19 protein-coding genes are annotated in these 19,150 nt (G+C 37.6%); 14 read left to right on the plus strand and 5 right to left on the minus strand.

Annotation, left to right across the window (positions count from 1 at the left end; genetic code table 11):
• Window positions 1–4: 4 nt before the first annotated feature.
• The 7 genes from F4V57_RS13235 (at window position 5) to F4V57_RS13265 (ending at window position 8,674) form a co-directional block, all read left to right on the plus strand.
• Window positions 5–2,299, plus strand: coding sequence for a TonB-dependent receptor (locus tag F4V57_RS13235; RefSeq protein ID WP_070071103.1), 2,295 nt, complete (start codon window positions 5–7; stop codon window positions 2,297–2,299).
• A gap of 81 nt (window positions 2,300–2,380) precedes the next feature.
• A complete protein-coding gene (locus tag F4V57_RS13240) occupies window positions 2,381–3,844 on the plus strand; it encodes a sulfatase-like hydrolase/transferase (protein WP_070071102.1) in 1,464 nt (487 codons plus the stop codon).
• A 502-nt stretch (window positions 3,845–4,346) separates the two neighbouring features.
• Window positions 4,347–4,862 (plus strand): 5-(carboxyamino)imidazole ribonucleotide mutase, encoded by a 516-nt coding sequence (purE, locus tag F4V57_RS13245; RefSeq protein ID WP_070071101.1) that lies wholly within the window; start codon window positions 4,347–4,349, stop codon window positions 4,860–4,862.
• 12 nt (window positions 4,863–4,874) lie between these two features.
• On the plus strand, window positions 4,875–6,002 hold the full coding sequence (locus tag F4V57_RS13250) for a 5-(carboxyamino)imidazole ribonucleotide synthase (RefSeq protein WP_070071100.1): 1,128 nt from the start codon (window positions 4,875–4,877) through the stop codon (window positions 6,000–6,002).
• 285 nt (window positions 6,003–6,287) lie between these two features.
• Window positions 6,288–7,595, plus strand: coding sequence for a guanine deaminase (gene guaD / locus F4V57_RS13255; protein WP_070071099.1), 1,308 nt, complete (start codon window positions 6,288–6,290; stop codon window positions 7,593–7,595).
• A 186-nt stretch (window positions 7,596–7,781) separates the two neighbouring features.
• Window positions 7,782–8,312 (plus strand): hypoxanthine phosphoribosyltransferase, encoded by a 531-nt coding sequence (hpt, locus tag F4V57_RS13260; RefSeq protein WP_070071098.1) that lies wholly within the window; start codon window positions 7,782–7,784, stop codon window positions 8,310–8,312.
• Window positions 8,313–8,425: 113 nt separating this feature from the next.
• Complete coding sequence (locus F4V57_RS13265) at window positions 8,426–8,674, plus strand: GlsB/YeaQ/YmgE family stress response membrane protein (protein ID WP_070071097.1); 249 nt, start codon at window positions 8,426–8,428, stop codon at window positions 8,672–8,674.
• A gap of 57 nt (window positions 8,675–8,731) precedes the next feature.
• Here F4V57_RS13265 and F4V57_RS13270 read toward each other — a convergent pair whose 3' ends face one another.
• The gene (locus F4V57_RS13270; protein ID WP_141729299.1) at window positions 8,732–9,382 is read right to left on the minus strand and encodes a hypothetical protein; all 651 of its coding nucleotides are present in this window, start codon (window positions 9,380–9,382) and stop codon (window positions 8,732–8,734) included.
• A gap of 265 nt (window positions 9,383–9,647) precedes the next feature.
• Here F4V57_RS13270 and F4V57_RS13275 point away from each other — a divergent pair, with 265 nt between their 5' ends.
• The 3 genes from F4V57_RS13275 to F4V57_RS13285 all read left to right on the plus strand — a co-directional run bounded on the left by F4V57_RS13275 (window position 9,648) and on the right by F4V57_RS13285 (window position 12,765).
• Window positions 9,648–10,139, plus strand: coding sequence for a MaoC/PaaZ C-terminal domain-containing protein (locus F4V57_RS13275; protein ID WP_070071095.1), 492 nt, complete (start codon window positions 9,648–9,650; stop codon window positions 10,137–10,139).
• Window positions 10,140–10,215: 76 nt separating this feature from the next.
• Window positions 10,216–12,144, plus strand: coding sequence for an ATP-binding cassette domain-containing protein (locus tag F4V57_RS13280; RefSeq protein ID WP_070071094.1), 1,929 nt, complete (start codon window positions 10,216–10,218; stop codon window positions 12,142–12,144).
• A 99-nt stretch (window positions 12,145–12,243) separates the two neighbouring features.
• Complete coding sequence (locus F4V57_RS13285; RefSeq protein ID WP_070071093.1) at window positions 12,244–12,765, plus strand: GNAT family N-acetyltransferase; 522 nt, start codon at window positions 12,244–12,246, stop codon at window positions 12,763–12,765.
• Between the two features lie 28 nt (window positions 12,766–12,793).
• On the opposite strand, the gene F4V57_RS13290 is transcribed toward F4V57_RS13285, so the two are convergent.
• Complete coding sequence (locus tag F4V57_RS13290) at window positions 12,794–13,291, minus strand: CHAP domain-containing protein (RefSeq protein WP_227515725.1); 498 nt, start codon at window positions 13,289–13,291, stop codon at window positions 12,794–12,796.
• A gap of 210 nt (window positions 13,292–13,501) precedes the next feature.
• A complete protein-coding gene (locus F4V57_RS13295) occupies window positions 13,502–14,635 on the minus strand; it encodes an anhydro-N-acetylmuramic acid kinase (RefSeq protein WP_070071092.1) in 1,134 nt (377 codons plus the stop codon).
• Window positions 14,636–14,713: 78 nt separating this feature from the next.
• Between F4V57_RS13295 and tyrS the strand changes: the two genes are divergently transcribed.
• The 3 genes from tyrS to F4V57_RS13310 all read left to right on the plus strand — a co-directional run bounded on the left by tyrS (window position 14,714) and on the right by F4V57_RS13310 (window position 17,198).
• Entirely contained in the window at window positions 14,714–15,928 is a 1,215-nt protein-coding gene (gene tyrS, locus F4V57_RS13300; protein ID WP_070071091.1) for a tyrosine--tRNA ligase, read from the plus strand.
• Between the two features lie 198 nt (window positions 15,929–16,126).
• The gene (locus tag F4V57_RS13305; RefSeq protein ID WP_070071090.1) at window positions 16,127–16,570 is read left to right on the plus strand and encodes a universal stress protein; all 444 of its coding nucleotides are present in this window, start codon (window positions 16,127–16,129) and stop codon (window positions 16,568–16,570) included.
• A gap of 268 nt (window positions 16,571–16,838) precedes the next feature.
• Window positions 16,839–17,198 carry an RcnB family protein gene (locus tag F4V57_RS13310; RefSeq protein WP_070071089.1) on the plus strand — a complete coding sequence of 120 codons (360 nt, stop codon included), beginning with the start codon at window positions 16,839–16,841 and terminating at the stop codon, window positions 17,196–17,198.
• 114 nt (window positions 17,199–17,312) lie between these two features.
• Here F4V57_RS13310 and F4V57_RS13315 read toward each other — a convergent pair whose 3' ends face one another.
• Window positions 17,313–17,861: a DUF2062 domain-containing protein gene (locus F4V57_RS13315; protein WP_171257574.1), complete on the minus strand. Its 549-nt coding sequence runs from the start codon at window positions 17,859–17,861 to the stop codon at window positions 17,313–17,315.
• A gap of 373 nt (window positions 17,862–18,234) precedes the next feature.
• On the opposite strand from F4V57_RS13315, the gene F4V57_RS13320 reads away from it, so the two are divergent.
• Window positions 18,235–18,672: a DUF2147 domain-containing protein gene (locus F4V57_RS13320; RefSeq protein WP_070071087.1), complete on the plus strand. Its 438-nt coding sequence runs from the start codon at window positions 18,235–18,237 to the stop codon at window positions 18,670–18,672.
• A gap of 53 nt (window positions 18,673–18,725) precedes the next feature.
• Here the strand turns inward: F4V57_RS13320 and F4V57_RS13325 are convergent, their stop codons facing one another.
• On the minus strand, window positions 18,726–19,076 hold the full coding sequence (locus F4V57_RS13325) for an arsenate reductase (protein ID WP_070071086.1): 351 nt from the start codon (window positions 19,074–19,076) through the stop codon (window positions 18,726–18,728).
• Between the last annotated feature and the right edge of the window lie 74 nt (window positions 19,077–19,150).

Here is a 19,150-nt window from a genome sequence, read left to right on the forward strand (position 1 = left end):
TCTAATGATATTATCTCAAGCTATTGCTCAACTAAAATTTACCAAGCAATCTCTTCGGTTTGGATTAAAGTATAGTTTATTAAGCAGCAGTATTTTATTTTGTTTACAACATGGCCATGCACAGCAGCAATCTGCGATAGAAACAGAAAATGTGGTAAATCAGAAAGATGTTGTACAACTGGAAACCGTTGTAGTGACAGCCACCAGACGAGAACAATCTTTACAGAAAGTGCCAGTTGCAGTCTCTATTTTGGGTGGTCGGGATCTGGATGAAAAACAGCAAAATTCACTGGAAGCCATTGTTAAAGAAGTTCCTTCAGTTAATTTTAATGCGACCTCAACCAATAAGGATTCATCATTATTTATCCGTGGTATTGGTACAATTTCAACATCACCAGGTGTAGAGCCTTCAGTATCTACAGTGATAGATGGTGTAGTGTTGAGCCGACCCGGACAGGCTACATTGGATTTATTGGATATCGACCGTATTGAAGTTTTGCGTGGCCCACAGGGAACATTATTTGGAAAGAATTCAACTGCGGGTGTCGTGAGTATTGTTACCAAAAATCCAACAGAACATCCTTCGGGTTATGTGGATGCTTATCTGACGGATGATCATGAACAACGTATCAAATTGGGGGCATCAGGGGCATTGATTCCCGGTATATTAAAAGCCAATGTCAATGCATTACTTAGTCATTATGAGGGGAATGTGTATAACTATTATAGTGGTAAGAATGTCAATGGTTATACAACTCAGGGCGTTCGCAGTAAATTTGAATATAATCCAAGTGATAATCTCACTTTGGGTTTATCTCTGGATTATGTGCACAAAGAAAGTAACGCACCATTAGGTGTTTTGGTGAGTAGCGATAACACTGATTATATACAGACAATTGCTCCGGTGGTTGCCAGTCAACAGAATCGTACGGTAAATAGCCGTGAGGAAACAGTTAATGATACTAATCAGGGCATTTCTCTTAGTGCAGACTGGTTTTTGGATCAGCACCAAATTTCCTCGATTACAGCTTTAAGACAATGGAAAAATGTACAATCTCCCAACTATAACTATTTGCCGCAGGCAACCACACAATTTGCATTACTTTACGATCGTGGAGAAGTAGATTCCAGACAGTTTTCACAAGAATTACGAATCGCCAGCTTAGGAGATGGTTTTGTCAATTATGTTGCAGGGCTATATTTTAGTAAAAATAATAATGATGAAAAAACCCAGCGTTATGCACACTGGTATGATACTGGTACGCAAGCCTATGCTGATGATTACGCCTTGGCATTATTTGGTACAAAAAGTACAAATTATGCAGTATTTGGTGAAGGCACCTGGAATTTGAGTGATAGATTGCGCTTGATTACAGGACTACGGATCACTCGGGATGAGCTTTCTTATTATCACCAACGGAATTCAACAATACCGGCAGCACTGGTTTCCCGTAATTCTATTCGTAGTTCAGTTGCCAATTCTGGTTCTACCTCAGAAACCGGAGTATCTGGGCGTACTGGTGTACAATTTGATATTTCATCGAATATAAATACTTACTTTACTTATTCACGTGGCTATAAAGGGCCAGCGTACAATGTTTATTTTAATATGCGTAATATTGATACGCCAGTTATTGACCCTGAAACCTCTAATTCTTACGAATTAGGTCTTAAATCACAGTGGTTGAACAATAAATTACGATTAAATTTAGCGGCTTTCTATACCGAATATGAGAATTATCAAGCCAATTTTCGTGTCGTTGACAGTGGTGGTGGGATTAGTACCCGTTTAATTAATGCCGGAGAAGTCTCAACCAAAGGTATTGAATTAGACGGTACATATCAAATTAATCCGAATTTGCGATTAAATCTGGCGGTGGCAAATATTCGAGCCCGTATTGATCATTTTCAATGTCCGCCAGCAGATTCAGCTTGCCCGAATGTCAATGGAAAACCTCTGCCGAATTCACCTGACTGGAAGTTGAATGCACAAGTTAGTCGGTATATTCCGATTGCCAATAATCGACGCATTGAGTTGTCGTCACAATATTCATGGCAAAGCAAAACACAATTTGATATTGGTCAGAATGAACAAACCATACAACCTCCCTATGGTATATGGAATGCCAGTATTGGTTTGAATGATACAGCATCAGATTGGAAAATAGCTTTACTGATCCGTAATGTTTTGAATAAATCCTATAATGCAAGATTAGCAACAGCTTCCTATGGTCTATTTCGTAATGTACCAAGAGATGACGAACGTTATTTTGGACTGTCTTTTAGAAAAGATTTTTAGTATTTAAATTTTAATCAAAGAAACACCATGATTCATGTGAGTCATGGAACAAAGAACATTTATTTGAATGATGGAAAATTCATGAAACCTAATTTTGTCATTATTGTTGCTGATCAATTGCGAGTAGATGCACTGTCCGTTTTTGGAAATCCTCTGGTGAAAACACCACATATTGATGCCTTGGCAAAGCAAGGAATTGCATTCTCAGAAGCATTTACCCAGCATAGCGTTTGTTCACCTTCGAGAGTATCTTTTATTACCGGACATTATCCGCATGTTCATGGTAATCGGACACTGGTGAATTTAATTAAACCCGATCAGGCGAATTTTCTAAAAGATTTTAAAGAACATGGTTATGATGTCGTACATATTGGAGAGAGAGGGCATACTTTTGAACCCCAAGCAACCGAACAATCTGTCACATATCATGGTTTTTCTGATCCAGCATTAGGTGATTTAAGAAGTTTTTTCAAAGGGACAATATTCAAGACAGATCCTGATGAAGTGCAACAGGCCATCAAAAAACATCCCTTATCCAGAGCTTTTTATCATGGACGGAAAGATAATACAGACCTAACGTTCGATGCTGCTTGTGTGGAAACTGTGCAACATTGGCTAAGTAAACCCAAAGATAAACCTTGGGTTTTGTATGTGCCATTATTTGATCCACATCCGCCTTTTGATGTAGAAGAACCTTGGTTTTCCATGTATGACCGGAATAAAATCGAATCTCCACGACAAGGTCAGGGGTATCAGCCAAAATATTTAGAGGCATTACGCCAAACCCATGGTTGGGATCAATATAGTGATGCAGACTGGAAAGAAATCAAGGCTGTATACTATGGAATGGTATCTCGCTTTGATGACCATGTTGGAAAAATCAGACAAGGGATTCTTGATCATCAACTAGATGAAAATACTTACTTTGTATTGTTTTCTGATCATGGTGAATATTTAGGTGATTATGGTGTAGTAGAAAAATGGCCAAGTGGTGTACATGAGTGTTTGACTCGCACACCGTTAATTATTTCTGGTAAAAATATTCAGCAGGGTAAAATTTCTGATGCATTAATTGAATTGATTGATGTATTCCCTACGTTGCTGGATCTGGCTGGTATTCAAAGCCAGCACCGCCATTATGGTAAAAGTTTTAAAGCATTATTATCTTCACCACAACTCGAACATCGACAGGCGGTATTTAGTGAAGGTGGCTTTAATGCCAATGAAAAAGATATACTTGAAGACCCTCCGTTTCCTTATGATTTAAAAGGTAAAGTACAACATATAAATCCAGAATTGGTTGGTAAAGTGGAATGTATTCGCACCCGTGAATGGACTTATGTCTGGCGTCTGTATGAACAGCATGAATTATATGATCGTCAGCAAGATCCCTACGAAACCATTAACCTAATTGATCAACAGCAATACAAACCGATCATTGAGAAATTACAACGGGAGTTATTGCATTGGTTAATTTATACAGCAGATGAGGTCTCTCCTTTACCTAAAAAATCTTCTATTCAGGTGAATCTGGAACGGCCCTGATCGTATGTATCATGGTTTTAATTAATCAATTTATTTAAAGGGACTGTACTAGATTAGCACATTGCTAATCTAGTACAGTCCCAAAAATTTTATTATATAAAGTATAAGTTGATGAAATTACGCCATACAGGATAGATATTCCAAATGTTTATTTAGTGGATATTTTACACTTTATAGAAGGCATAATTTGTGGATGAATATTTACCCACAGTCTAAAAACCAAGATTAAAATTTAAAAAAAGTTATCCTTAGGTTTTTCACAAGTTTATCCACATGCTAAGTTTTTAAAATTTAAATTCAAAATTATTTGGTCAAACTTAAGTTATCCACATGACTTTGAATTTAAAACTATCACGCTTCATTTTTATTTTTGAATTTAAAAATATACGGATAGATGGAGGTGACTTTGGTTTAAAAATAAAACACGCTATAATTCCATTCTCTCTTGTTAACCTAGCTCTAGGTCATCTTTTTATTCTTACCACTTAGCGGAAATATGCCAATGAATGCGGTCAATACAGCCGATGCTCAACCTTTAGTTGGAATTATTATGGGATCTCAATCGGACTGGGAAACGCTTGAACATACAGCCAATATGCTAAAACAACTGGGTGTACCATTTGAAGCAGAAGTTGTGTCTGCTCACCGTACGCCCGACCGTTTATTTGAATATGCAGAAACTGCACGACAACGTGGTATTCAGGTGATTATTGCTGGGGCAGGAGGCGCTGCACACTTACCTGGAATGTGTGCTGCAAAAACCGATTTACCTGTACTTGGTGTGCCAGTGAAATCATCGATTTTAAATGGTGTTGATTCATTGTTGTCTATTGTACAAATGCCAGCGGGAATTGCAGTTGGTACATTGGCGATCGGTCCTGCTGGTGCAACTAATGCTGCCATCATGGCTGCACAGATTGTTGGTCTAAGTCGTTCTGATATTGCCCACAATGTTGCAGAATTTCGTTTGGCTCAAACTGCCAAAGTTGCAAATAATAATATTCCCGGACAGGCTTAAGGAATTGTTGTGATGACAAAAACCACAATAGGTATTTTTGGTGGTGGTCAACTTGGCCGTATGATGGCACAAGCGGCTTTACCTTTGAACATTCAATGTATTTTTTTTGAAGCCAGTTTAGATTGCCCATCTGCTGCTCTGGGAAAAATTATTTCTGCAAAGAGTGATGATGCACTCAATAAATTCATTGAAAGTGCTGACGTTTTTAGCTTGGAATTTGAAAATACGCCATTAACAGATGTTGATATTTTAACCCAGAAAAAAAACTTGTATCCACCTCGTCAGGCTTTGGCGATTGCGCAAAATCGCTTATTAGAAAAAGCGCTATTTGACGAACTCAATATTCCAGTTGCAGCCTATCGTGCGGTTGATAGCTTATTAAGTCTAGAGCAGGCTGTTAACGATTTAGATTTACCGATTGTATTGAAAACTGCTACAGGCGGCTATGATGGAAAAGGGCAGTTTGTATTACATGAAAAAAACCAGATTGAACAGGCTTGGGCAGAATTGGGGCCCGCAAAAAGTTTAATTGCAGAAAGTTTTGTGAAATTTTCCCGTGAAGTTTCTATCATTGCAGTGCGTGGGCAAGATGGTGAAATCAGAACTTGGGATCTGGCGGAAAATCATCATCATCATGGTATTTTGTCGCATTCGATTATTCCAGCACCAAATAGTCAGGCATTGCAACCTGTTGCAGAAGATTATGTTACCCGCTTACTTAATCATTTAAATTATGTTGGTGTGTTGACCTTGGAATTATTTGTCACGGAACAGGGATTGTATGCCAATGAAATGGCACCACGTGTCCATAATTCAGGTCATTGGAGTATAGAGGGTGCTATATGTTCTCAGTTTGAAAATCACATTCGTGCCGTGGCTGGTTTACCTTTGGGATCAACCGAAACCCTAAAACCAACAGTGATGGTGAATATCATTGGCCAACATCCCAATTGTGCCGAAGTTTTAGCATTAACTGGCGCACATTTGCATTTATATAATAAAACTGAGCGTTGTGGACGTAAACTGGGGCATATTACTTTAATGCCAAATCAGCAAGAACAATTGAGTGATCTTTGTCGGAAACTTGCAGTAATTTTGCCTAATCCACTCGCTTTAACATCAGATATGTGTATAGATTAGGGTAATTATGAAGAAAATGTGTTGATTTGCTTATTTATTGATCAAAATGGTGATAAATAAAGTTGTTATTTCTGACTAATTTAGTATACTTAATTTCAACTTAAATTGATATTTAAAGTTTTATACGGTAACACACCCCTGTTACCGTTTTTTTATGCCTAAAATTTACTATTTCGTAATTAAAAACCTTCCCTCACATTTTAAAAAAAGATGTTATGATCAAAATTGTATTGAACATTTCAAAACATGCTTGTGTATTTAAAACCTCTATCTCAGGAAGTTGTAATGAAGATAAAAACGGCCATTCGTGGGCAATTTTTAGATATCCAAACACTGGTGCAGCAACCAGAAGATATTTCAGGACAAGTACGTCATATTGAAGATGGACTACTATTAATCGAAGATGGAAAAATTATTTGGTTTGGTACATGGCAGCAAGGTCAACAATACTTAACTGAACAGTTTCACGTGGAACATTATCCTGAGCAATTGATTGTTCCTGGTTTTTTAGATACGCATATTCATTTTCCACAAACAGAAATGATCGCCGCTTATGGTGAACAACTTTTGGAATGGTTAAATACTTATACCTTTCCAACCGAAATCCAGTATCAGAATAAAGACCATGCAGATCGTATGGCAAAAATTTTTATTGAAGAACTATTAAAAAATGGCACCACAACTGCTTTAGTATTTTGTACGGTGCATCCACAATCTGTAGATGCTTTATTTGAGGCTGCACAACCTTACAATATGCGTTTAATCGCTGGTAAGGTGATGATGGATCGGCATGCACCAGAAGCATTAACAGATACTGCGGAACAATCTTATCAGGACAGTAAGGCTTTAATTGAAAAATGGCATGAAAAAGGTCGTGCCTTATATGCAATTACACCACGTTTTGCTCCAACTTCGACACCAGAGCAGCTAGATAAAGCGGGGCAGCTAAAGGCAGAGTTTCCTGATGTGTACGTACATACACATTTAAGTGAAAATAAAAGTGAAATTGAATGGGTCAAAGCGTTATTTCCAGAGCAAAATGGTTATTTGGATGTTTATCATCATTATGGTTTAACCGGTAAAAAATCAGTTTTTGCGCATTGTGTTCATCTTGAAGATAGCGAGTGGAACTGTATGCATGATACTGACTCAGCAATTGCATTTTGCCCAACGTCAAACCTTTTTCTGGGAAGTGGCTTATTTCCGGTACAAAAAGCCTGGCAAAAACAGGTAAAAATTGGTTTGGGTACAGATGTTGGTGCTGGAACTTCATTTAGCTTATTACAAACAGCCAATGAAGCCTATAAAGTTCAGCAATTACAGGGTTACAGTCTATCGGCTTTTGAAGCCTTATATCATGCAACGCTTGGTAGCGCACATGCTTTGGATCTAGACCATCAGTTGGGTAATTTTAATGTTGGGAAAGAAGCTGATTTTGTCGTACTGGACTTGAATGCAACCTGTTTACAACAATTACGACAGAGTACTATCTCTAATATTGAAGACAAATTATTCACCTTATTGACTTTGGGTGATGATCGTAATGTATTCGCAACGTATGTTTATGGACAAAAAGTTTATCAAAAATCGTAAAAATTGGTGGTCGCGGTCAGTGACATTAAAAAAATGCTGCTGGCTTATTGGTGGTTTGGCAATTTTAATATTGCTTAAAAGTGATCAATCGTCAAAAAAAACGACAGAGTAGAGCGCAAAAACATGCATCTTATGCATGTTTAATCTAAAATATCACAGCATAATTTGATTACTAAAGGTAATGCCATGACTGTCAATTTGGAAGTAATGATTTCAGAACAAGAGATTAAACAACGTATTGCAGAAATGGCTGCTGAGATTAACCAGAAGTATGCTCAAAGTAATAAAGAGTTAGTACTTATCGGGTTGTTAAGAGGCTCATTTATTTTTATGGCAGATTTGTGCCGACTACTGGATAAAGCGCATGAAGTTGACTTTATGACAGTTTCTAGTTATAGCAATAACACAATTAGCGGTCGAGATGTCAAAATCTTAAAAGATCTAGATGGGCAGATTGGTGGTAAAGACGTTCTGGTCGTAGAAGATATTATTGACTCAGGAAATACTCTAAGCAAAGTCATTCAGATATTAGAAACACGTAATCCGAATAGTATTACGTTGTGTACATTGATTTCCAAGCCTTCACGTCGTGAAGTGGATATTGATGTGAGTTATGTTGGCTTTGATGTTGAAGATAGATTCATTGTGGGTTATGGCTTGGATTATGCACAAAAATATCGACACTTACCTTATATTGGTCTGATTAATGGTCTGTAGTTAAATTGTGAATTTTGGCTCACAAGAAAATAACATAAATTGTCTTTTTAACGTTGCTTTGTTTATTTCATAATCTGGTCAAGGATAACGATATTAAAGCAGAGGATAAAAAGATGATGTCATTAATTTGGGCGATTATTATTGGTTTTATTGCAGGTCTAATTGCGAGAGCTATTCATCCCGGAGATGATAAAGCAGGTTTTATCGTAACTACATTACTTGGAATCGCTGGTTCACTGCTGGCAACTTATGGTGGTCGAGCATTAGGCTGGTACGAACAAAGTCAGGCAGCGGGATTTATTGCTTCAGTTGTTGGCGCTATTGTGGTTTTATTTATCTACAATTTATTAGCGAAAAAATAATGAACATTGGTGGTGATATGATGAGGGATTGACTCTGGTTATATTGCCATCTTTGATTTATGCAAAACTTTCTAGACGTTTTAGATTTTGATTAATAATAAATAAAAGTTGATTAAGTTCCTGACGATTAATCCGGCTCTCAAACAAAGTCGTTAGCCATTTACTCTGATAAAGACGAATATCTTCAATACTCTGTGCTTGGGCAATGGAAATAATCAATTGTTTGGCCATGAGTCCACAGTATTGTTGTAAAGTGTTTTGCATTATTTTTTGAATCTCGGAAAACTGCATTTCCGGAATATTTTGTATTGCTGAAGTTGCAGTCGATTGTTCAGTTTTTTGAACTTGTAGATTGATCTGCTGACTTAATACTATAGCTTTTTCGGTTGGTTCTAAATGTTTGTCTAGGTCTATTTTAACTTCTTGATTTTCAGTTTTGATTAAAGATTGTTGTGTTCTTATGGATGGTACTTTTACAGGTTCGGTGCTTTGTTGCGGAACGATTAAGCCATGTTGCAATAAAATTTGATAATTTTCTTGATTGGCAATTTTATTTACAAGACCAGTATCGAGCTGATTAAGTTGAGCAGATTCCAGCAGTAATAACAATGTACGAGCACGTGCCGGTAGAGGTAATTTTCTTTGTTGTAATTCCTCTTGACCTAATGCACTACGTTGATAGGTTTGCATGCTGTTTGTCCAAGCCATCCCTTATAGTCCACATGAGCATAAGAGTTAAATATGACAATATTGTTACTTAAATTATTAAAAAATAACAATAAATTTGATCAATTTGGCATATTTATAAAAAACCTTGACGAGTTTGATTGCCGATTTAATCTTTCCGAGCAATAAATAAAATAATTCATATTTATGTATGGAAAAATAAATTATTGATGAATGCTTATGAAATTTAGGATATACCTATTCATGATAAGGATGATTTTTGCCATCAAGATTAAGGAAGAGTGTAATGCAAAAGCTATTTTTAGAAGATCTTCAAGTAGGGGATCGTTTTTTTAGTTCTGAGTATGTTCTTACTGCTGAAAAATTATTAAATTTTGCTCAGGTATATGATCCACAATTATTTCATCTGGATCCATTGGCGGCAGAAAAACATCCGGTATTTCACGATCTGGCTGGTAGTGGCTGGCAAACTTCAGCCATTATGATGCGCTTATGCACAGAGTGTTTTCCTGTTGCAGGCGGTTTATTGGGAATTAATGCCGAAGTGAAATGGAAGAAACCGACACGAATCAATGATCGGTTACGAATAGAAATTGAGTTATTGAGTATCAGGCCTTCAAATCATAGACCCGCACAGGGCTATGTGAGCTATCAAACCATAACCAAAAATCAGCATGATGAAGTTGTGATGGAGGCTACAGCGACTATCTTGGTCTGGAGTAAGTCTGCGACAACAATTCAGGACTATCTGGATTATGAACAATATTTGGACTCCTAGAGAAGTTGAAGATAAATTTTAGAAAACGGCATAAATTGTTTACAATGAGCCGTCTTTTATTCTGTATTGAAATGCCATGATTCAACTGCAAAACTTAACCATTCGCCGAGGTGCTCGAGTGTTATTTCAACATGCGAGCATGCAGATTCATCCTGGCTGGAAAGTAGGATTAACTGGTGTAAATGGTGCAGGTAAATCCTCACTTTTTGCAGCATTTCTAGGGCAACTGGGGGCAGATGAGGGGGAATTGCATCGTCCACAAGGTTGGGTCGTTGCTCACATGGCGCAGGAAGTGGAAGCACTGGATATTCCCGCATTGGATTTTGTATTAAGTGGTGACGAAGAATATTGGAAAATTCAGCAACAACTCGAACAGAGTGATCAACTTACAACGGACCAATTAACACAATTGCATGGTCGTTTTGATGAAATTCATGGTTATGTTGCGCCTGCAAAAGCAGCACAATTGTTGGCGGGTCTAGGCTTTTTGGAACACCAAATTCGTTTACCGGTACAGAGCTTTTCCGGTGGCTGGCGTATGCGTTTAAATCTGGCTCGAACTTTAATGAGCCGTTCAGATTTATTGTTACTAGATGAGCCTACCAATCATTTGGATTTAGATGCCATTCTATGGTTGGAAGACTGGCTAAACAGTTATCAGGGGACATTGGTACTGATTTCACACGATCGGGATTTTCTGGATGCAGTGACTGATCATATCTTACATATTGAAAATGCTGAGTTGACATTATACACGGGTAATTATTCTACCTTCGAAACTACGCGGGCAGAGCGTCTGGCACAACAACAACAGGCATTTGAAAAACAACAGGAAACCAGAGCGCATCTACAAAAATTTATTGATCGCTTTAAAGCCAAGGCAACCAAAGCACGTCAGGCGCAAAGTCGGATTAAACAACTTGAACGCATGCAATTATTAGCCCCGGCACATATTGATACCCCGTTTACTTTTAGTTTTCGTGAACCATCAAAAATGAGTTCACCATTATTGGTTTTACATGAGGCCAAGATTGGTTATGCAGATAAAACCATTGCTGAGCATATTAATTTACAAATTACCCCAAATACTCGTTTGGGTTTACTTGGAATGAATGGTGCAGGAAAATCAACTTTAATCAAAACGCTGGTAGGTGATTTACCATTATTATCTGGACAGTGTCAGGCATCAGAATTATTAAAAATCGGTTATTTTGCACAACATCAGATGGATGCTTTGGATGATCAGGCAAGTCCAATGTTACAACTGGCAAGAATTGCAGATAAAAGCATTTCTGAAGCCAGCCTACGTGCATTTCTGGGTGGATTTGGTTTTAATGGTGAGCGAATGGATACCGCTTGTGGTATTTTTTCAGGTGGAGAACGGGCTAGATTAGCCTTGGCATTAATTGTCTGGCAGCGTCCCAACGTATTAATTCTGGATGAACCGACCAACCATTTGGATTTGGATATGCGACACGCATTAACTATGGCATTACAGGATTTTGAAGGTGCAGTGGTATTAGTTTCGCATGAGCGTCAATTGATTGCTTCGGTCTGTGATGATTTACTATTGGTTCATGCAGGCAAAACCATGGATTTTGAAGGAGATTTACAAGATTATGCAAAATGGTTACGGGAAGCACGTCAGCAACAGCTCAATGCATTTAATGCCACTCAGTCAGAAAATATCAATGATCAACCTAAAGTACAGAAGCTTGATAAGGAACTACAACGTAAAGAAGCAGCACGGCGCAGGGAATTAACCCGTCCAATTCGGAAAAATATTGAAAATTTGGAAAAGAAAATTGATAAAGTTCAACCACGTCTAGTAGATGTGGAACAAACTTTAGCTGATAGCGCGTTGTATGATGCCAATCGTAAAGATGATTTGCTGAAATTCATGAACGAGCAAACAGCTTTAAAAACTGAGCTTGGACAGTACGAAGAAAAAATGCTGGAATTGATGCTGGAATTGGAAGAACTGGAAGCCAGTTTTAATCAATGAATAAACTTCTTACGAAAGAATTTCTAATGTTTTCAATATGCTCTTTTTAGATAAAATTTAAGGACTTTCGTAATAATATTGATTAAGGTGATAAAAAACATGGATGTTAAAATAGATTTAGCGACATCACAGCATTGTGCTGAGATTGTGCAATTGGTAAATCAAGCATATCGACCTCAAGATGCTGCGCAAAGTTGGACCAATGAGGCTGGTTTAGTGACAGGAAAGCGTACAAGCACTGCACAAATTCTGGCTTTATTAAAAGAACATTCTTATATTTTATTAATGTATCAAGGTGAACAATTACTCGCCTGCGTACATATCGAAAAATACGAAAATAAAGCCTGTATCGGTATGTTAACTACGCATATTGATTTTCAAAATCAGGGGATTGGTAAGGTGATGCTACAAAAAGCCGAAGAGTTTATTCGCCAGCAAATTGCCATAAACTGGATTGAAATGGCGGTGTTGTCCAAAAGGCCGGAATTAATTGCTTTTTATCAGCGGCGAGGCTATCAGCTGACTTGCCAGATATTGGATTATCCTGTGCATGCAGATATTGGCGTCCCTCTTAGCAAAGACTTAAAAGTCTTACAGTTATACAAAAAATTATGTGGCTAAACGATTTTAAATAATTACTATAAACCTTTTAAATCAAACGATAATAACTATAGGTTACATTGCTATCGCGATAGACATCGTGGCTACTTTGCCTAAAATCAGAAATCCATTGTGAACCGGAATAACCAGCAATATGCCCATAAGTATGACTGGCTGTGCGGTGGATAATATAAATATCACCTTTTTGCGGATTATCAAACGCTGGATTAATTTCTTTATAACCAATCTGTTCTAGTGTACCACCCCAGTCAGATGCTGCAATTGGGTGACTAATGATTTTTGCACCAGCGGTTTGAAGGGCAATGCGAATACTTCTTGCACAACGAGCAGAACTTCGTGTTGCTGTAATTCTGGAAAGTGCCCGGGTGAATTTTTGTATGTCCACACCAGATTTCTGTTGAGCAGATAAAATGGCTGCGTTTAGCCAGGGGTTATCGTGTTGATCTTCCGATGGTGCTGAACTCGCAATGATATGATGGGGATCGTTATACGATTGATCATAATAATTTGCAACATCGTGAATCATTTTTAATCACTATCTGACTTTGACGGTGTCTATAAATAACATAAAGCCTTGGCAGAGAAAAATAATCAATTGTTTCATAATTTGAATAATTTCTAATGTTATAGAATAACATTACATATTTTACAGCACAGTTTATCTATGCTGTAAAACTAACATTATCTCATTATGCGATTAAGATGTTGATAAAGTTAAATATTTATCAGATATGGTTTAAACACTGGTGATTGTTCCTAAAACTCTAAAGCCTTTTGCACCAGTTACAGCAGGTAAATTTCCGGATAGTCCTTCACAAAAACGCATGGCTAGCCAAGCAAAAGCCGTAGCCTCTACCCATGTAGGCGCTAAACCCAACACTTCTGTAGTTTGTACACTCCATTCATGTTTGCGTAAACGCCAGCGTAATTGTTCCAATAGATGACTATTATAGGCACCCCCACCACAAACATAAACTTCACCGGTTGGCATAATGTCCTTGCTACGATAAATGGCTTTCTTAATGGCACGAGTCGTAAGCTTCATTAGGGTTGCCTGAATATTTTCGGGAGTGTCTTCTAATTCGTCATAATCCAGATCATTGCGCCAGTCACTGATCTGATCATCAAGCCACTCCAGATTGAAATCTTCACGTCCGGTACTTTTGGGTGGTTCTTTGGAAAAAAATTGATGTTCTTGCAGCCGTTCCAGTAAGGAGCGTACGGGTTGGCCATAAGCAGCCCAGTCACCATTTTCATCATAAGGCTGGCCTGTATGACGTTCACACCATGCATCCATTAAAATATTTGCAGGTCCTGTATCAAAGCCATATACCAGTTCAGAATGGTCAGCTGGTAACATGGTGACATTGGCAATACCCCCCAAATTTAAAATAACCCGATGGATAGAGGGATGCTGAAAAAGTTCTTGATGGAACGCAGGTACTAAAGGTGCACCTTGTCCGCCAGCTGCCAGATCACGGCTACGAAAATCATAGACAACAGGAATTCCAGTTAATTCTGTAATGATATGTGCATCACCAATTTGTAGACTAAAGCCAGTTTCCGGGCGATGGCGAATGGTCTGGCCATGTGAACCAATGGCACGAATACGACTGCGATCTAGTTTATTGTCTTCAATCAGTTGATTAACACCCTGAGCAATCATTTTACCCAGCGCAACGTGAACAATGCCCATACGATCAATTTCGTTATCATCGGGTAAGGTAAGTGCCATTAACTGGTCACGTAATTCTTCTTCAAAATGTAAAGTTAAAGTGGCGTGTAATTGTAATGGATCAAATGAAGCTGCAACGAGATCCAACCCATCCATACTCGTACCTGTCATTACGCCAATATATACTGCGGTCATGCCGATCTTTGCCTGCATTTGCTGAAAAAAATGTTAGTATATCGCACAAATTGAAAGATAAATGTATTGGATTTTGTGATGAGTACTTTTCTACCTGCTCAAGAGCAGCTTGAGTTAATTAAGCGTGGTACACATGAAATTATTTCAGAAGAAGATTTGCTAAAAAAATTGCAGCAAAATCGTCCATTGCGCATTAAAGCCGGCTTTGATCCGACAGCACCGGATTTACATTTAGGGCATACCGTATTAATCAATAAACTTAAAGTATTTCAGGATTTAGGCCATGAAGTCCATTTTCTGATTGGTGATTATACGGCAATGATTGGTGATCCATCGGGTAAAAGCGCAACCCGTCCACCATTGTCCCGTGAGCAGGTTGAAGAAAATGCCAAAACTTATCAGGAACAGGTCTTTAAAATTCTTGATCCTGCAAAAACCAAAGTGGTATTTAATTCGGAATGGTTTAGCCAAAAATCAGCAGCGGATTTAATTCAATTGGCGAGTCAGCAAACAGTGGCGCGTATGCTGGAGCGTGATGATTTCTCCAAGCGTTATCATAATGAACAACCGATCGCGATTCATGAATTCTTATATCCATTGGTGCAAGGTTATGATTCAGTGGCATTAAAAGCGGATGTTGAGTTGGGAGGGACAGACCAAACCTTTAACTTACTCATGGGACGCACCTTACAAAGTCGTTTTGATCAGGAATCCCAGGTTTGTATTACCGTTCCTATTCTGGAAGGTCTGGACGGTGTGAAAAAAATGTCTAAGTCTTTGGGTAATTATATTGGGGTTTTTGATGCTCCGGGAAGTATGTATCAAAAAGTACTCTCCATGCCGGACAGCCTAATTGAGCGTTATTTTGAGCTATTAAGTTTTAAATCTATGGATGAAATTCATCAATTGCTCAAGGAAATGGCTGAAGGTCGTAATCCTCAAGATATCAAGCGAATTTTAGCATTAGAATTGGTTGAGCGTTTCCATGATGCTGAAGCGGCAGCGAATGCACATAAGTCGGCCGGTAATCGTCTTGTAGATGGGGAAATTCCTGAGGATACACCTGACGTCACTATTTCACGTGCCGAACATGGCGGTGAATTATTTATTCCTTCAATTCTTCGATTGGCAGGATTGACTAAAAATGCAGCTCAGGCCAAGGATGCTGTTGCTCGTGGCGCAGTAAAAGTAGACGGCGAGGTTATTGATGGTTCTTTTGCAGTCAATGAAAATAAAACCTTGATTATCCAAGCCGGTAAAAAAGCAATTGCTCGTGTCATATTTGTTGATTAATTCTGGTATAGGCAAATAAAAGCGGCTGCTTATTTGACTCAGTTCAAGTAAGCAGTTTTTTATGCAAAATTTAATCATTAATCCAATTATATTTTTATGGTTTTATTGTCGTTTTGAATTAGCAATTTTCCCAAATTTGTTTCACAATAAATCAAACAGATTTACTATTTAGCTTTAACAAGAAATAAGGAGAACAACATGTCATTTCAACATATTCTAGTTCCAATTGATGGTTCAACAACTTCGTATGCTGCAGTATCTAAAGCAGCAGAATTGGCAAAAGCCTTTGATAGTAAGGTTACAGCCATTTGTGTACTTTCTTTGGATCCCTTTTTTGGTGTGGAATTTATTAATACTCAGGACATGCTGGAAACTGCGGTTAAACAAGCGCATGAAGAAGTTGCAAGAATTTTGACAGAGGCCAAACAAAAATTTGCAGAGTATGGCTTGGTTGTTGATACCAAAGTGATTGAAGGCAATGAAATCAATAAGGCAATTGTCGAAGCCGCAAAGGAATTACAAACAGATTTGGTGGTTATTGGCTCTCATGGACGTAAAGGTTTGAAAAAATTTGTACTTGGCAGTGTCGCCCAAAGTATTTTGGGAGAAATTTCTGTGCCAGTACTGGTCGTGCGTGAGTAATAAGGTGACTTTAATTCAAAAGGTTAATCAATCTCTGCTTGCTGAATAGTCTTTTTATCTGGTAATGCATTTGTCCACTTTTTAGAAATAAAAGTTGTCATAAAGCATAAAGACCGTTGATAGTTTTATCTAATGTTTAATGGTAAATATTTTTGGTTACAATTCTCTTGTAGTTTTAATAATTTACAAACAAATTATGCCAACTCTCTCCTTGGAGAGTTGGTTTAATACAACCATATCAGAGAATGACATAAAGGGTTTATTGATAATGAAACGTTTAGTACAAGCAATTACTTTTTCTTTGGCAAGTGCATTTGCGGTAACTTCTGCAATGGCTGCACCACAACAGCAAGATCAACAACATCAAACAGCTCCACAACAACATAAACAATCTACTCAGCAGCAAAAGCAGGTAACTCCGGCTCAGCAAAAAAAGCAGATTAAACCTTCAAGAGATTGGAAAGCTGGTGCTAAAGTGCCAGTAGCCTATCAGAAAAAAGCCTACAAGGTTGATTACAAAGCGCATAAACTGCCTGCACCAGCAAAAGGCCAACAATGGTTGAAAGTAAATGGTGAATATGTATTGGTTAAAACTGCCAACCATCAAATCATTAAAGTAAAACGTTAATTTTAAACATATAAAAAAGCCTTATCTTTGTGATAAGGTTTTTTTATATCTGATAAGATATTGGTAATCAATCAGGCAGGTTTATTTCTACTTAAACATTTGATTTGATAAAATTTAAAAAGAATGATTTCTTTTATTCCATGCACGAATCACACTTAATCGCCATAAAATCAACGTCACAGTATAAAATAATACCGCAAAGATGAAGGCTTCAATAAATAAGCCAGAGATTAAAATTTTGGCCAGACTAAAATCAATATGACCATGCCCAAAGTTCATTATCCAGTGTTCGATTTGGTGTAATACGCCTAATATCATGTCTTTATTAATCATATTTACATGATAAATTTTTGTACCAAACCAGAAAGCCAGATAAATAATTGGAACAATGGTTAATGGATTACTGAGCCAAGCCAAAGTTAGACCAATAGGGAGATTGACCTCAAAAATACAGGCAAATAGTGCAATAAATACACTATGAAAAGGAATAGGTAATAAACCAAAAAAGGTCCCAATAAAAACAGCTTTGGCTATCGAGTGCCGGTTAATGTACCAAATGAGTGGATTTAATGCATGCTTACCCAATAAACGCATCAGTTTTAAGCTGGCGACTTTGTCATGAGAAGGCAACCATGTTTGTAGAAATTGTTTTGCCATAATCATTTGATCATGTCAGGGAAAGAGGTTTTATTGTGCCAAAAAATATAGTAAATGCCTACAATTGTCGATGGGATTACATAACAAGGTATTATTTTTGATAAATAATCTTATTTAGATCGCACTGGTGAAGATGATGGATAAATGTAGAAAATGTTCCATGTGAAACAATACCAATGACTTATATGTTGATTTTTGGGATGAAAACAAAAACAGAAGAAAAATGTTTGTCTGCTAACAAGATTTTCAGCATAAAAAATGACTGATCGTTCATGAAAATTATCGATTTCTTTACATTTTTCAATGGAAATACCTTCAGGATTATTTGTTATGATGGCTGTGCTGTATTATGGAAAAGTGTGAACAAGGAAACATTATCATGAAAAAGTTATCTTTAATTCTGGCAACAACGGCACTAGTCAGTACAGGTGCATTTGCCGATACATTGAATAATAGTCAGTGGCAAACCATTGACGATGAAACAGGCAAGCCTAAAGCGATTGTACAGTTTAAACAGCAGGCAAATGGTAGTTTTAATGCCGCTATTGTCAAAGTGCTTGATCCTCAGGCTGCAAAAGCATGTACCAATTGTGCTGGTGCTTTAAAAGGAAAATCCTTACAGGGTGTGACCATTGTACGTAATTTGAAAGCTGTTTCTACCGGTAAATATGATGGCGGAACCATTCTTGATCCCAAATCAGGTAAAAGCTATAAAATGAAAAGTGAAATTTCGGCTGATGGTAAGAAGTTAACAGTGCGTGGTTATATTGGTATTTCTGCTTTGGGTCGTAATCAAACATGGAATCGTGTAAATTAACTGCTTGTATTTCGAGGAGCTTGTAACTGTAATACAAGCTCTTAGTGATAAATTTACTGGCTGAGTTGTTGATATGCTATGTCATCAAAGCCGACCAGTAAACCCTTGGCATGCTCTAATACTGGGCGTTTGATCATACTAGGATGTGCAATGAGGGTTTCGATTAACTGTTGTGGATTAGCGAGCGCATAAGCTTGTTGTTCATCATCAAGTTTTCTCCATGTGGTGCCTTTTTTATTTAATAATAGATTTGCATCAACAAGTGTTAACCAGTACTGAAGTTTTTCAGCACCAATGCCTTGTTTTTTGTAGTCATGAAATTGATAGGGTAAATTTTTTTGTTCCAGTGCAGTAAATGCCTTTTTCATGGTGCTACAATTTTTAATGCCGTAAATAATAAGCATGTCGTGTCCTCATTAAATCTAAAGTTTCTGGATTTAGCTTAAACAAAATAGAATAAAAAATAAAATTGTGCTGA

Source organism: Acinetobacter qingfengensis (assembly GCF_008693185.1).
Taxonomy (GTDB): domain Bacteria; phylum Pseudomonadota; class Gammaproteobacteria; order Pseudomonadales; family Moraxellaceae; genus Acinetobacter; species Acinetobacter qingfengensis.

Excerpts from the sequence above, each read along its gene's own strand:
- F4V57_RS13235 (WP_070071103.1), top strand. The coding sequence starts at position 5 with ATGATATTATCTCAAGCTATTGCTCAACTAAAATTTACCAAGCAATCT.
- F4V57_RS13240 (WP_070071102.1), top strand. The coding sequence starts at position 2,381 with ATGAAACCTAATTTTGTCATTATTGTTGCTGATCAATTGCGAGTAGAT.
- purE (WP_070071101.1), top strand. The coding sequence starts at position 4,347 with ATGAATGCGGTCAATACAGCCGATGCTCAACCTTTAGTTGGAATTATT.
- F4V57_RS13250 (WP_070071100.1), top strand. The coding sequence starts at position 4,875 with ATGACAAAAACCACAATAGGTATTTTTGGTGGTGGTCAACTTGGCCGT.
- guaD (WP_070071099.1), top strand. The coding sequence starts at position 6,288 with ATGAAGATAAAAACGGCCATTCGTGGGCAATTTTTAGATATCCAAACA.
- hpt (WP_070071098.1), top strand. The coding sequence starts at position 7,782 with ATGACTGTCAATTTGGAAGTAATGATTTCAGAACAAGAGATTAAACAA.
- F4V57_RS13265 (WP_070071097.1), top strand. The coding sequence starts at position 8,426 with ATGATGTCATTAATTTGGGCGATTATTATTGGTTTTATTGCAGGTCTA.
- F4V57_RS13270 (WP_141729299.1), bottom strand. The coding sequence starts at position 9,382 with ATGGCTTGGACAAACAGCATGCAAACCTATCAACGTAGTGCATTAGGT.
- F4V57_RS13275 (WP_070071095.1), top strand. The coding sequence starts at position 9,648 with ATGCAAAAGCTATTTTTAGAAGATCTTCAAGTAGGGGATCGTTTTTTT.
- F4V57_RS13280 (WP_070071094.1), top strand. The coding sequence starts at position 10,216 with ATGATTCAACTGCAAAACTTAACCATTCGCCGAGGTGCTCGAGTGTTA.
- F4V57_RS13285 (WP_070071093.1), top strand. The coding sequence starts at position 12,244 with ATGGATGTTAAAATAGATTTAGCGACATCACAGCATTGTGCTGAGATT.
- F4V57_RS13290 (WP_227515725.1), bottom strand. The coding sequence starts at position 13,291 with ATGATTCACGATGTTGCAAATTATTATGATCAATCGTATAACGATCCC.
- F4V57_RS13295 (WP_070071092.1), bottom strand. The coding sequence starts at position 14,635 with ATGACCGCAGTATATATTGGCGTAATGACAGGTACGAGTATGGATGGG.
- tyrS (WP_070071091.1), top strand. The coding sequence starts at position 14,714 with ATGAGTACTTTTCTACCTGCTCAAGAGCAGCTTGAGTTAATTAAGCGT.
- F4V57_RS13305 (WP_070071090.1), top strand. The coding sequence starts at position 16,127 with ATGTCATTTCAACATATTCTAGTTCCAATTGATGGTTCAACAACTTCG.
- F4V57_RS13310 (WP_070071089.1), top strand. The coding sequence starts at position 16,839 with ATGAAACGTTTAGTACAAGCAATTACTTTTTCTTTGGCAAGTGCATTT.
- F4V57_RS13315 (WP_171257574.1), bottom strand. The coding sequence starts at position 17,861 with ATGATTATGGCAAAACAATTTCTACAAACATGGTTGCCTTCTCATGAC.
- F4V57_RS13320 (WP_070071087.1), top strand. The coding sequence starts at position 18,235 with ATGAAAAAGTTATCTTTAATTCTGGCAACAACGGCACTAGTCAGTACA.
- F4V57_RS13325 (WP_070071086.1), bottom strand. The coding sequence starts at position 19,076 with ATGCTTATTATTTACGGCATTAAAAATTGTAGCACCATGAAAAAGGCA.